The organism is Oceanobacillus sp. FSL K6-0127 (assembly GCF_037983385.1).
Lineage (GTDB): Bacteria > Bacillota > Bacilli > Bacillales > Amphibacillaceae > Oceanobacillus > Oceanobacillus profundus.
This window is the reverse complement of the sequence record NZ_CP150287.1, coordinates 1,760,330-1,772,975: the sequence shown is the minus strand read 5'-3', so window position 1 is coordinate 1,772,975 and position 12,646 is coordinate 1,760,330. Positions and strand designations below refer to the sequence as shown.

Sequence of the window (12,646 nt, the reverse complement as noted above, 5' to 3'; positions counted from 1 at the left end):
TTACGCAGTGCAGTGATTCGTTTAATTGCAATTGCTTCATTTGATGAGTGACCGATTTACTTGGCTTTCTCTTTTTTGGGGCTCTCATCACCTTGATGAGTGACCGATTTACTTGGCTTTCCCTTTTTTGGGTCACTCATCACCTTGATGAGTGACCGATTCTCTTGGCTTTCTCTTTTTTGAGGCACTCATCACCTTGATGAGTTAACGATTTACTTGGCTTTCTCTTTTTTGGGGCACTCATCACCTTGATGAGTGACCGATTTACTTAGCTTTCTCTTTTTTGGGGCACTGATCACTTCTATGAGTTACCCATTCTCTTGGCTTGCCCTTTTTTGGGGCGCTCATCATCTTAATGGGTGACTGAACGGCATGAAATTGGGTATCAATCAATCTTACTTATCGTACGAAATCAGCAAGACGTTACTTTACTAGAACTTAAATGACATTATTTAAGAAAAAGTGAAACCTAACTCGCTTTTGAAACGTATTAATATTATCTTTTTGAACGGGGGTGAATACAGATGCTTATCGAGCTCTTATCCGAATTATTTAACGAGTTCTCGCCAATCTATTTCTATATCGGTTTATTGCTCTCCATCATTCCATTGCGAATTTACAATCAACCAAATACTTATCAAACAGATGTGTATCTTCGAAGATCACATGCATTGCAATTTCAATTGCTTTCCTTACCTGACTTAACGGCAACAGCTCTGGATATACGTAATTGGATTACCAATAGAACGAAACGTATTGAGGTACCGGATGATAATGAAGAAGACAGCTCTTCTCTAGTTTTTTATCGTTATAAAAATCTAGGAGGGCTAAAATGGAAACAACTTCTGTATTCATCAAAATTAAAAAATATAGCTTCATCATACTTGGGCTTTTATCAATTGTATTACTTGCTGGATGCCAAGGCACAACCGAGCCAATAAGCGCTAATTCCACTGGTTGGTTTGACCATTATTTCGTCTATACGTTTTCTGTACTAATCAAGGGTTTAGCCGGTTTTTTCAATGACAATTACGGGTTATCCATTATCCTATTGACTCTATTTATTCGATTTGCATTGATGCCTATCATGCTAAAACAAATTAAAAATAATACTGCAATGAAAGAGAAAATGAATGTATTAAAACCTGAAATGGATGCAATACAAGTGAAGTACCGCAACAAGCAGGATTTAGACGAACAGAAGAAAATGCAGGCGGAATTAATGCAGCTTTATGGAAAACACCAAGTAAATCCATTAGCTTCACTTGGTGGATGTTTACCGATGATCATACAGTTTCCGATATTAATTGGATTTTACTATGCGATTCTTCGAACACCTGAAATTGCAGCCCACTCTTTTCTTTGGTTTAATCTTGGGCAGTCGGATATCATCCTAACCATACTGGCTGTGGTCATCTACTATTTCCAGTTCAAAGTGTCTCTACTCGGTATGGACCCAAAAACAAAAAAGCAGATGACCATCATGGGGCTCCTCTCACCAATCATGATCGGCGTAATTTCGTTAAATGCCCCAGCAGCATTGCCGCTATACTGGGCAGTTGGTGGACTATTCATGATTGTGCAACAACTGATTGCTAAGAAAATGTACTACTCTTATAAAAACAGCGAAAAACCTGCAGAAGCATAATCTGCAGGTTTTATTTTACGTTTTGTTCTTTTAATAGATCTCTAATCTCAGTAAGCAGCTGTTCTTGCTTATCGATTACTTCTTCAACAACTTTTTCTTCTTTCTTTTTAAATTTAGACAGGACGCGGATTGCCATAAAGATTGCAAATGCAATAATCAAAAAATCAACAAAGGATTGAATAAAATTGCCATATAATACTTCCGCATTTCCAACAGTTATACTTAATCCGGTAAAATCAATACCCCCTGCTAAAATTCCTACGAGAGGCGTAATAATATTCTCAACAAAGGATGTTACAATTGCACCAAAAGCTGAACCAATTACAACTGCCACAGCTAGGTCAAAGATATTCCCTTGAAAAGCAAATTTTTTAAAATCCTTCCACATTAATAAATTCTCCTTTTAAAAAGTATACATACCACTAAATATCAATTCGCAGCACAATTATAATTTTAGGGGATAGAATGGAAAAGAGCAATAATCGTAACTGATTATGCTCTTTTAATAGAAGAAGAACAATTATAAACCATGGTGTGGATTATGATTTTGTCTAGAATGATTTGCATTTTTATCCTTTTTAGAACCACTTAATGGCTCACCATATGGCTGCACTGGACTTTTAGGTAAGTTCACTTTCTCTTGCTGCTTTGGTCCCTTTGGTTTTCCTGCCATGATGTATCACTCCTTTCCCCTTTCTCTTAGTTTCTATTTTAAGTGTGATATTATGCATATTTTTTAATTGGCAAACCAACGCAAAATACTGCTATATCAGTACTTTAAGTAACAATATAAATCTCCTCAAAACTTTTTTGAAAAAAAGTGGATATTTTTAAGAAATCTATGCTATAATATAAATAATTATTGTTGTTCGTGAGAAATACAGGATAGACAGTAGTATCTCTTTAGTGATTTCGTCTTGAGTTGTATCTTGAACAAAAATAGTAATAAACGTGCAAAATGCACATGGAGGTTTTTTTAATGAACACAGGTTCAGTAAAATGGTTTAACGCAGATAAAGGCTTCGGTTTCATCGAAGTTGAAGGTGGAGACGATGTATTCGTACATTTCTCAGCAATTCAAGGCGAAGGATTCAAAACTTTAGAAGAAGGTCAAACAGTAACTTTCGATATCGAAGAAGGTAACCGTGGACCACAAGCTACTAACGTTAACAAAGCGTAAGTATTGATAAAAAAAGCTTTCCCATTTGGGAAAGCTTTTTTATTTTATATGCGACTAAATAGAAAGGATCTCTAACCTAAGATAGGAGCAGAGATCCCTTTCCATTACTTATTTTAAAAACTCGTCTGTTAACGTTGTAACAATTTGCTTCTTGCGTGATACGACGCCTTTTAACATTGCTCTATTGTTTCCTGCAAATGTTACATCAAATCCAGATGCTACTTTATCTTTCCCGCTACCGATTGCAAGTACTTCGGAGTCATTATTTAAAATATCCGTTGCAACAAATAGAAATAGATCCAATCCCTTCGCTTCTACAACCTTCTCTATTTCCGCTTCAATTTGGTCCTGGCTTTTATAAATATCACTCGTGTCAACCGCATTTACTTGAGCAATCTCGACTTTTGCCTCACCCATAGAAAATTCTTTAGCGTCCATCGTAATTAAGTCACGTGCAGACTTATCACTTAGATCAGCTCCAGCTTGAAGCATTTTCAGACCATAGGTTTCAATGTTCACTTCTGCGATTTCTGCAAGCTCATGTGCTGCTTGCACATCTTCATCCGTACAGGTTGGAGATTTTAGCAATAAAGAATCAGAGATGATCGCTGATAAAAGCAAACCAGCAATTTCCTTTGTAACAGGAATACCTTTTTCTTTATACATCTTATTTAAAATCGTAGCTGTACAGCCTACTGGCTCTGCACGAAAATATAATGCTTCTCTCGTTTCAAAATTAGAGACACGATGGTGATCGACAACTTCTAGAATATGCGCATTTTCAATGTTTTCCACACTTTGCTGGAATTCGTTATGGTCCACTAAGATAACCTTCGCACCGTCTTCTACTTTTTCAATCTGTTCAGGTGCTTTGACACCAAAATAATCTAATGCAAATTGCGTTTCATTATTAACGGCTCCAAGTCTTACCGGAATTGCTTCTTCGCCAATTTTATTTTTTAAATCCGCTAAAGCTAAAGCCGAGCAAATTGTATCTGTATCTGGATTCTGATGTCCAAAAATGAATGGTTTAGTCATACTTTTTTTATAACTCCTTTAATGTGAATTTTCTCTTGGCAGTTAAGAAAGTCCAATATTTTCTTACTGCATAAACAGGTGCAACTGAGGTTTGCCACCTAGACTCTTGGTAACAATCAAGTTTTCCAATACTAGAGTACCATATTTTTTGTCGCTATGTGTTATTTTTTGACTTATTCTATGTCTTTTAATGTTTCCGTTACATTCCAGATTCGGTCAAAGGTTGTGTAATTATTCAGTGCAATATCTAAATCATGAAAATAACGATGCAAATCACGAACAATGTCACTATCTTGCTCATCCGATATACGGTTTGCTATATCAACAATATGATTTAAATCCACGAGTAGTGATTCATCTGTAACTTCTGTTTTTAGCTGTTCGATCTTATCGATGACAGTTTCTGCTTGTCCCCTTTGCTCATCCCAATCCAGATTATTAATCCCACCATATCCAGTTGTGTTATTATAAAACTCGTGCATCGTGGCAATAAAACGGCTTATCTCCGTATTTTCACTCCCAACGGTAGCACGTACCCGATCAATTTCTTCCATTGACTCTTGTGAAATATCCTTCTGATTAGTTGAGCCAACCAAATCCTCATCCTGGAATAGGGACTTTATATCTAGATGGAATACATTAAAAAAGAAGAGACTAGATGCAATTACTATAATTACGACGACCCAAGTCATCGTCCAACCAAACCAACCCATTTTCAGTTTTCTCTTTTTCAAAAAAAGCCACCCCTTGTTGCAATTAATAAAATACAGTTTTTCCACTCCATCCAAGTGCTTCTTTCGTTCCTTATGCTTCCTGTTTATTTTTCATGCGTGTAACATATCACCATTTTAAGGAAGTCATTGGAAAAGAATTCTTGAAAAATCTGTATCAAAACATCTCCCTTCTTTTATTATTCTTGAAAAGTTTACAATTTCCTTTATAAAATCCATATAATTGTTAAAGTAGTGCTGTTTCTATTATAATCAATACTATTGGAGGGATAAATATGTCACGAAAACAATTCAATTTAACAAGAACTTCTTTACTGACATTTATAAAAGAGCTAGACGAATCTACCATTGATCGCCAATCGGAATACTTTAGTAATACGATTCGCTGGCACATTGGACATGCACTTGTTGTAACTGAGAAATTTTTATTTAGATATCCTGCAAAGTCAACAAATATTCCAAAGGTTTTTGCAGAGCTTTTTAGTTCGGGTACCAAGCCGAGTGATTGGACTTCAGAAGCACCATCACTTGATGTATTAATTGAAGCACTCGAAGATCAGCAAAATCGTGTAAATGAATTTGATGATTTATTTTGGAAATCCAACGTTAAGTTTAAGGTACCGTTTGGCAGCATCGAAACACATGGAGATTTGTTAATCATGCTTGCTTATCATGAAGCAGAGCATATTGGAAAAATCAAAGCAATGCACCAAGTTGTGAAAGCTGGGTAACATGGTCAAGAAATGCATTATAATTGGCTCTGGAATACTAGGGGCAAGCACTGCCTACCATCTCGCCCAAAAAAGTGTCAATGTTATTGTTATTGATCGAAATGATCAAGGGCAAGCAACAGATGCCGCCGCGGGAATCGTTTGCCCCTGGCTTTCCCAGCGCCGAAATAAAGCATGGTATAATCTAGCGAAAAACGGGGCGCGGATGTACCATAAGTTAATCAATGAATTGCAAAAAGATGGTGAAGAGGACGTTGGTTATGCTCAAATCGGTGCGATTAGTCTCCATACGGATGAAAAAAAGCTTCTTGCAATGCGTGATCGAGCACTTAAACGCCGGGAGACCGCCCCTGAAATTGGTGAAATTACCTTACTTGATTCGAAACAGACTACATCAATGTTCCCTTTACTTTCAGAAGCGTATAGTTCCGTGCATGTGAGTGGTGCAGCTAGAGTCGATGGGCGCAAACTACGGGATGCGCTGCTTCGAGCTGCAAAAAAGAATGGTGCTGAATTTATAACTGGAAATGCGAGCCTTGTTAGAAATGGCTTTGAAATTACTGGAGTTTCTGTAAATGGTACAAACATTGATGGAGATTGCGTAATTGCAGCAACAGGTGCATGGATGAATGAACTAATCGAACCACTTGGAGTGACTTTTCAAGTTACCCCACAACGTGCGCAAATCATGCATTTAGCAGTTCCTGATATGGATACATCCACATGGCCTGTTGTCATGCCTCCGAATAACCAATACTTGCTAGCATTTGATGGTGGACGAATTGTGGTTGGTACAACATACGAAGATGACACTGGATTTGATTATCGAAATACTGCTGGTGGCATACAGGAAATTTTAAATAAAGCAATTGATGCAGCTCCTGGCTTACAGAGTAGTACCATATTAGAAACAAGAGTTGGTTTTAGACCAGTTACCCCTGGTTTTCTACCTGTAATTGGGGAACTGCCTAATTTTAAAAGGCTACTGCTTGCCAATGGACTAGGCTCTACCGGGTTAACAATGGGACCCTATATTGGTAACCAATTAGCAAGCCTGGCATTAGGGAAGCCGCCTGAAATTAATTTAGACAACTATCCAGTAGCTGGTGCTGTTAAATAGGTTGGGTATTTAATCCTTCCTATTTCTAACAATAAACAAAAAACTGCCCTCATGATAGGGCAGTTTTTCAATATAATTATTTAACAATCAAGACCGGGCATGCTGTTCGTTTAGCAACCTTGTGGCTGACGCTCCCCAAAAGAAAGGATTGTACTTGATTTAATCCGCGGCTTCCGATTACCACACAATCAACTTCTCTTTCTTCTGCAAACTGAACAATACATGGGCCAGGTTCTCCATGGAGTACGTGTGTACCAAAAACAACATTCGATTGTTCCAATAAATTCCGAATCGGTTTTATTTTTTCCTTCCGCTTCGCTTCAATTTCAAGCTTATTTGCAGCATACAATACATCTTTCTTAGCGGTATTTTCGTCTACAACATAAACGGTTTCAATGACACCATCAAACTTTTCAGCCAGTTCGATCGCATATTTTACCGCGCGAACGGAATGATCAGATCCATCAACCGCTAGCAAAATTCGTTTAAACAAACGCACCACCCCCGTTTTTTCCATCATAGCACAATCAGCTTAATATTCGGAAGAGATACCATGTATTTTGTTTTTCAACTGCATACTTTCCTTGTTTAGCCCAGTATACATAACTCGAATGTTAGCATCCTTAAACTTTGATTCGATTTTATCCAATGCAGCTATTGCTGAATCATCCCATAAGTGCGCATTCAGCAAATCTATTTCAACACTTTCAACTGCATCTTCATAGTTAAACCGCTTTGGAAGGTCACTAACAGAAGCAAAGAACAATTGTCCGACTACATGATAGATTCGTTTATTTCCTGCCTCATCAAGACTATCTGTCACCGTTACTTTCGAAATTTTCGCTGCAAAGAAGATTGCACTTAATATTACACCTGCAAATACTCCTAAGGCTAGATTATTCGTTACAACAACAATTATAACCGTTGCTACCATTACGAACGCATCGGTTCTTGGCACTTTGAAAATATTGCGTACCGAAGACCAATCAAACGTACTAATGGAAACCATCACCATTACCCCAGCCAAAGCTGCCATCGGTATTTGAACAACAAGGTCACCCAAAACGACTATAAGAAACATTAAAAATGCACCAGCAACAAATGTCGATAACCGACCTCTTCCACCTGATTTAACATTGATACCAGATTGTCCAATCATCGCGCATCCAGCCATACCGCCAAAAAATCCGGTTACGATATTTGCGATTCCTTGACCGCGGCTTTCCCTATTCTTATCACTTTCCGTATCTGTCATATCATCCACAATATTCGCTGTTAGAAGCGATTCTAATAAACCAACAATTGCCAATGCAAGAGAATATGGGAAAATAATCATTAATGTTTCCAATGTTAATGGAATAGACGGAATCAGAAAGACTGGCAATTGCTGTGTCAATGCCCCCATATCACCAACCGTTCGAATATCAACATTGCCGAATATCACAATTGCAGTCACAACTACAATTGCCACCAATGTAGAAGGTATTGCTTTTGTAAAACGTGGAAAAAGATAAATGATTGCTAACGTTAAGCCAACAAGTGCATACATAATCCATGTTTCCCCGACAAAGTGCTCAAGCTGAGCTGCAAATATTAAGATAGCTAATGCATTAACAAAACCAATCATGACGGAGTGCGGTACAAATTTCATTGCTTTTGCTAATTTACATACCCCAAAAACAACTTGAATAATTCCTGTTAAAATAGTTGCTGCTAATAGATATTGCAGCCCATGCTCTGCTACGAGGTTTACCATTAATAATGCCATCGCACCTGTTGCAGCTGATATCATGCCTGGTCTTCCCCCAACAAAGGCAATGACAATCGCAATGCAAAAAGATGCGTATAAACCTACCATTGGATCTACACCAGCAATAATCGAAAATGCGATTGCTTCTGGAATAAGTGCAAGTGCAACAACAATTCCAGACAAAATATCACCCTTCACATTTCCAAACCATTCTTGCTTTAATTGCTCAATTTTCAATTTTTTACCTCTTTCTATTTTATATATTATTGCTTATAAACTACCTAGATTATCATTTTCCAAAAGCTTATCATACCATAATACAAGCTTCTTATCAAAGTCATAATTTAGCGTATACACGGGTGATTTCTTCGTGTTCGGAATTTTATATTTACAGGTAATGACGAATTTGATAACCTATCTGTAGACGAAAGAGGTGTCTTCCATGAAGGGTAAAGTTGTTATACTTATCATTGTGCTTGTTACTGTAATTGCTATGCTTCTAACCTGGTGGTTTATGGAGAATATCATTGAGGATTATGATGTTGATAGAAAATCATTAGAAGAAAGCACAGAGCTTTTCATTTGAGATAGCCAGAGAAGTGTTTATTTCTTTGGTTTTTCGATTTTATCTTCTTCCACCCGCACACTCTAATTAAAACCAATATCATTATGCCTGTGGTAATACTGCGATTCTTTCGTTGAATAACACTCGATTATCCAACACTTTTCAAATGTTAATTCATTATTCCCCAAAACTGTTATAAGGCGAGCTTCATTATCCTGATATACTCTTTTAACGATTTCATATCAGCTTGCTTAGAATCCTTATCCAATAGTATTGGAGTATCTGTATTTACCTCAATTGAACTACTGATCGTACAATAAAAGTCTTCTCCAAATGGCATTAACAAACCACTGATAAGATCCCCGTTCTTCAGAGATGGATAGTGATTACAATACACAACACTTATCCTTTGATGAATCACATCTTGAAAAATAAAGATACTACCACTCCTGTTGCCTGCTTCCGTTACACGATAAAAACCAGGTCGCAGCTCAAGCCAGCTAAATAGAACATTACGCAGCTTTATATTGATACCTTCCAAGCAATTCCTTCTTTTGTTTAAATAATGCTGATATATTGTTAAACCATCTGCATCACGATCGCAAAAAATAACAATCCAGATAAATGATTTAAATAATCCGCCCTGAAAATCTTCACGAATACCAAGTTGCAGGATCATCCATTCGATTTTCTTATAAAGGCGCACTCGATAATGTTCTTTAGCAAAGAATAACAGATCGTCTAGAATACCATATAGTTCTTCTGTAAGCTTATCTCTATCATAAACCACATTCACATACCTCTCCCCCTCTTTAATTATTTCCTTCATTCTAGCATAGCTAAAATATATTTCCAGAATAGTAAATATCATTATCAGTTTGCTTATCCCTACCAAATCGAATTCTTTCCTTTGTTAAAATTAAATTTCCAATAAATAAAAGTTATTAATTTTTAACTTTTATATAAAATTTCCAGTATCTTGGCATCTAATTCATTTAGGAGTGTGCCTTTGCTTTCTATATTGCAAAAAAAATAAACATGCAGGACATGTCTATTTTTTTTCTTCTGGATTCCAATTCTTTATATCATCTGTTTCGACAATCCCTAACAAAACATCGGCAACTTCTGGCTCCCTTAATAAAACGTCTCTTAAGCGATATTTAATATCATCCGCCTCATCTAAACTTAGTCCTTTTTTCAGTTCAACCGTGCCTTCCACATGATAAAGCCTGCCTTCTTGTATCATTCGTATCCGTTTAATATCAACGACATCTTCATCTTTTAATACGATGTTATATATTTTATCCTGAATCTCCGCTGGAGCAGATACACCGATTAAACCAACCATGTTATCATAGCCAACCCGAAAGGCAACATATAACATTAGAATCCCTATAATCATAGACGCTATTCCATCTGCGGCAAGTATACTGAAAAATTGCGCCAATACAATCCCAATAATCGCTAATACTGCACCTGCCGTAGCAACCAAATCTTCATAAAACACAAGCCTTGTTGCAGGTGAAGCCTTATTTACATTTTTAAATGCATAAGGAATGATAGCGACAGCTTTGTCGCCTCCAGTCTCCATCCTGATTTCCTTCATTGCTTTATACAAGATAAACCCGTCAACCAATAACGCAACCAATAGAATAATTAGATTAAGCCAAAAGTGCGTTGATTCTGCTGGATGCTGTAATAAATGCCAGCCTTCTTTAATTGTTTCATACGCCATTATCGTAACGACAACTACGGCAATCATGCAAAAGATATTAATAACACGGCCAAATCCTGCTGGAAAACGCTTCGAGGGTGGCAATTCAGCAAGAACACTTCCAAAATAAACAAAGCCTTGATTAACCGCATCTGCTAAGGAATGCATTGCGGATGCAAACATCGTACCACTGCCACTGAACGCAGCAGCTACACCTTTGATAGCAGCAAGAAACGTATTTCCAAGTGCAGCAATACCTGATGATGTATTTCCCTGTTTCAATCTTTCAATAATACCCATCACATACCTCCTATATAAATAGCTATACCCATAGTTGCCCTGTTATATTAGGAGAATTTATTTTGCATTAGATGCTCTTTCCGGATGCTTATAATCCCGTCGAAGCACAACCTTACCAAGCCTTAAATATGTAAATTGAAAGATTGGACTTTGAATAAACGTAAAGATAAATGTAAAAATAAAGACTGGTCCACCAATTAAAAGTCCAATAACAAGTACACTGCACTCTGTAATTATTCGTACCCTGCCAATCGGCGCTCCCAGCTTTTCTGCTATCGAAAGCATAAAGCCATCTCTTGGTCCTGCCCCCAAGCCTGCCGCATTGTACATTCCACCACCAAATCCCATAATGACAATACCAAGAATGATGAACAGAATATCAATCCATGTATGTGTCGCGTTTGGCAAAATATCCATCCAACGATACAGATCGACAAACAAACCAACTAAAATTGCATTCAAAAACGTACCAAGCTTAATATAATTTTTACCTATGATCCAGGTTATTATGATTAATACAGCAGAAATGATGATATTCCATGATCCAATCGATAGCCCCACCTTTTCAAAAAAGGCGACGCATAGCACATCCCACGGATGAATCCCCAAGTGCTGCATATTAATTGTTAATGTAATACCTGCACTGAACACAATAACACCTATGAAATAAAACGCTAAACGAAGTGGATAATTAATTTTAACCTCCCCCATCTGTGACCATAAAAAATGCTTTATATCCATACTCCTTTTTTCAAATGTAGAGTCTGTTCCTCGAAATATAAAGCCGCGCTACTTCATCTTTTTTTACTTTTTTACCCATTCCTTTGCTACCTGTGTATAGAAATCTTCATCATGACGATGGTCACGAAGCTTAATAAAAGAATCGATCAACTGTATGGAAAGCTTATTCTTGCCTTCGACGGATCCTTTTGTTAAATCCTCATGAAGCTGATTATTTTCCACCAATATGGTATGATAATTTCTCATGAGCGCTTCAGATTCGTAACGATTCGTTTTTAACAGTGTATTCAACGATTTCTTTGCGATGAAAAGCTGACTATACGATTTCATTTTTTGTAACATACTTCCTATCCTTTCATTAATTCTTATAGAATATAGTTTCTTCATCAATTACTTGCATTCCCACTAATCGTCCCAGACATAGTCATCGCTGCATCCATATCGACAAAGAATAAAACAACAGTCGTGTCTTCTATTGCTGTAATGGCTGGAAGTGGGTTATCCAAGTCTGTTACCGCTTCCTTCGGATTTAACTGAACATCATCGATTGCAACTTCTCCATCTAGTACATATAAAAAAGGCACGAGCTCTGGGTAAACAGGAATATCCAAGACATCTCCCTTTTTTGGGTGTGCGTCAAGAATATATACATTATTTCTAACATACAACGGTGTCTGACTATCCTCTGGCCCTACCATCACATACCAATTTCGATTAGCTACCTCTTTCTCATGAAATTGAATTCTAGGTTCCAGGTCTGCTTCTCTCGGCCGCACGAAAATTTGCAGCATCTCTACGTCTTCATTTTTTACTTTCTCTTCATGCCAAAAGCTAGAACCAGCATTCATCATCATAAGTTTCCCAGGAAATATTGGAGCGTCTAACCCTGATGAGTCTTTGTGATTTGATGTCCCCTTATAAACATAACTTAGTATCTCATCGTTCATATGCTCATGCATTTTTATCGTTAACCCTTTTTTCATAACAGCATGATCAATAACGCTTAAAGGACCAAATGCAGTATCATGAAACTTTTGATCAACAATATCGCCTGGATGCACACGAGTTATTGTGAAATAGCCTTTGTAGGGCTGTTTATGTTTGTCTGCGAATAACTTTTGCAGCATC

17 protein-coding genes are annotated in these 12,646 nt (G+C 37.2%); 6 read left to right on the top strand and 11 right to left on the bottom strand.

What is annotated here, in order from left to right; all coding sequences use genetic code 11:
* Positions 1 to 524 precede the first annotated feature (524 nt).
* Positions 525 to 941, top strand: a complete 417-nt coding sequence (locus MHH64_RS08965; RefSeq protein WP_158586199.1) for a hypothetical protein — start codon at positions 525 to 527, stop codon at positions 939 to 941.
* The gene (gene yidC, locus MHH64_RS08960; RefSeq protein ID WP_340003092.1) at positions 833 to 1,648 is read left to right on the top strand and encodes a membrane protein insertase YidC; all 816 of its coding nucleotides are present in this window, start codon (positions 833 to 835) and stop codon (positions 1,646 to 1,648) included. The genes MHH64_RS08965 and yidC overlap by 109 nt, the downstream gene beginning before the upstream one ends.
* A gap of 10 nt (positions 1,649 to 1,658) precedes the next feature.
* Here the strand turns inward: yidC and mscL are convergent, their stop codons facing one another.
* Together mscL and MHH64_RS08950 are read right to left on the bottom strand one after the other, a co-directional pair.
* The gene (mscL, locus tag MHH64_RS08955) at positions 1,659 to 2,036 is read right to left on the bottom strand and encodes a large conductance mechanosensitive channel protein MscL (protein WP_095309977.1); all 378 of its coding nucleotides are present in this window, start codon (positions 2,034 to 2,036) and stop codon (positions 1,659 to 1,661) included.
* 132 nt (positions 2,037 to 2,168) lie between these two features.
* On the bottom strand, positions 2,169 to 2,321 hold the full coding sequence (locus MHH64_RS08950) for a small acid-soluble spore protein P (protein ID WP_095309980.1): 153 nt from the start codon (positions 2,319 to 2,321) through the stop codon (positions 2,169 to 2,171).
* A 306-nt stretch (positions 2,322 to 2,627) separates the two neighbouring features.
* On the opposite strand from MHH64_RS08950, the gene MHH64_RS08945 reads away from it, so the two are divergent.
* A complete protein-coding gene (locus MHH64_RS08945) occupies positions 2,628 to 2,828 on the top strand; it encodes a cold-shock protein (RefSeq protein ID WP_067724698.1) in 201 nt (66 codons plus the stop codon).
* 108 nt (positions 2,829 to 2,936) lie between these two features.
* On the opposite strand, the gene MHH64_RS08940 is transcribed toward MHH64_RS08945, so the two are convergent.
* On the bottom strand, positions 2,937 to 3,866 hold the full coding sequence (locus MHH64_RS08940; RefSeq protein WP_340003091.1) for a manganese-dependent inorganic pyrophosphatase: 930 nt from the start codon (positions 3,864 to 3,866) through the stop codon (positions 2,937 to 2,939).
* Positions 3,867 to 4,039: 173 nt separating this feature from the next.
* Complete coding sequence (locus MHH64_RS08935; RefSeq protein ID WP_340003090.1) at positions 4,040 to 4,600, bottom strand: hypothetical protein; 561 nt, start codon at positions 4,598 to 4,600, stop codon at positions 4,040 to 4,042.
* A gap of 272 nt (positions 4,601 to 4,872) precedes the next feature.
* Here MHH64_RS08935 and MHH64_RS08930 point away from each other — a divergent pair, with 272 nt between their 5' ends.
* On the top strand, positions 4,873 to 5,328 hold the full coding sequence (locus tag MHH64_RS08930) for a DinB family protein (RefSeq protein WP_303451123.1): 456 nt from the start codon (positions 4,873 to 4,875) through the stop codon (positions 5,326 to 5,328).
* Position 5,329: 1 nt separating this feature from the next.
* Positions 5,330 to 6,448: an FAD-dependent oxidoreductase gene (locus tag MHH64_RS08925; RefSeq protein ID WP_340003089.1), complete on the top strand. Its 1,119-nt coding sequence runs from the start codon at positions 5,330 to 5,332 to the stop codon at positions 6,446 to 6,448.
* 76 nt (positions 6,449 to 6,524) lie between these two features.
* Here MHH64_RS08925 and MHH64_RS08920 read toward each other — a convergent pair whose 3' ends face one another.
* Both MHH64_RS08920 and MHH64_RS08915 read right to left on the bottom strand, forming a co-directional pair.
* Positions 6,525 to 6,947 carry a universal stress protein gene (locus MHH64_RS08920; RefSeq protein WP_340003271.1) on the bottom strand — a complete coding sequence of 141 codons (423 nt, stop codon included), beginning with the start codon at positions 6,945 to 6,947 and terminating at the stop codon, positions 6,525 to 6,527.
* Between the two features lie 33 nt (positions 6,948 to 6,980).
* On the bottom strand, positions 6,981 to 8,435 hold the full coding sequence (locus MHH64_RS08915) for a SulP family inorganic anion transporter (protein WP_118888623.1): 1,455 nt from the start codon (positions 8,433 to 8,435) through the stop codon (positions 6,981 to 6,983).
* Between the two features lie 205 nt (positions 8,436 to 8,640).
* Here MHH64_RS08915 and MHH64_RS08910 point away from each other — a divergent pair, with 205 nt between their 5' ends.
* Positions 8,641 to 8,784: a hypothetical protein gene (locus MHH64_RS08910; RefSeq protein WP_158586198.1), complete on the top strand. Its 144-nt coding sequence runs from the start codon at positions 8,641 to 8,643 to the stop codon at positions 8,782 to 8,784.
* A gap of 172 nt (positions 8,785 to 8,956) precedes the next feature.
* Here the strand turns inward: MHH64_RS08910 and MHH64_RS08905 are convergent, their stop codons facing one another.
* The 5 genes from MHH64_RS08905 to MHH64_RS08885 all read right to left on the bottom strand — a co-directional run bounded on the left by MHH64_RS08905 (position 8,957) and on the right by MHH64_RS08885 (position 12,645).
* On the bottom strand, positions 8,957 to 9,559 hold the full coding sequence (locus tag MHH64_RS08905; protein ID WP_340003088.1) for a hypothetical protein: 603 nt from the start codon (positions 9,557 to 9,559) through the stop codon (positions 8,957 to 8,959).
* A 255-nt stretch (positions 9,560 to 9,814) separates the two neighbouring features.
* Positions 9,815 to 10,777 carry a cation diffusion facilitator family transporter gene (locus MHH64_RS08900; RefSeq protein WP_095309994.1) on the bottom strand — a complete coding sequence of 321 codons (963 nt, stop codon included), beginning with the start codon at positions 10,775 to 10,777 and terminating at the stop codon, positions 9,815 to 9,817.
* A gap of 57 nt (positions 10,778 to 10,834) precedes the next feature.
* Positions 10,835 to 11,518 carry a YitT family protein gene (locus MHH64_RS08895; protein ID WP_340003087.1) on the bottom strand — a complete coding sequence of 228 codons (684 nt, stop codon included), beginning with the start codon at positions 11,516 to 11,518 and terminating at the stop codon, positions 10,835 to 10,837.
* A gap of 63 nt (positions 11,519 to 11,581) precedes the next feature.
* A complete protein-coding gene (locus MHH64_RS08890) occupies positions 11,582 to 11,860 on the bottom strand; it encodes a hypothetical protein (protein ID WP_095309996.1) in 279 nt (92 codons plus the stop codon).
* Between the two features lie 44 nt (positions 11,861 to 11,904).
* The gene (locus MHH64_RS08885) at positions 11,905 to 12,645 is read right to left on the bottom strand and encodes a pirin family protein (RefSeq protein WP_303451142.1); all 741 of its coding nucleotides are present in this window, start codon (positions 12,643 to 12,645) and stop codon (positions 11,905 to 11,907) included.
* Position 12,646 lies beyond the last annotated feature (1 nt).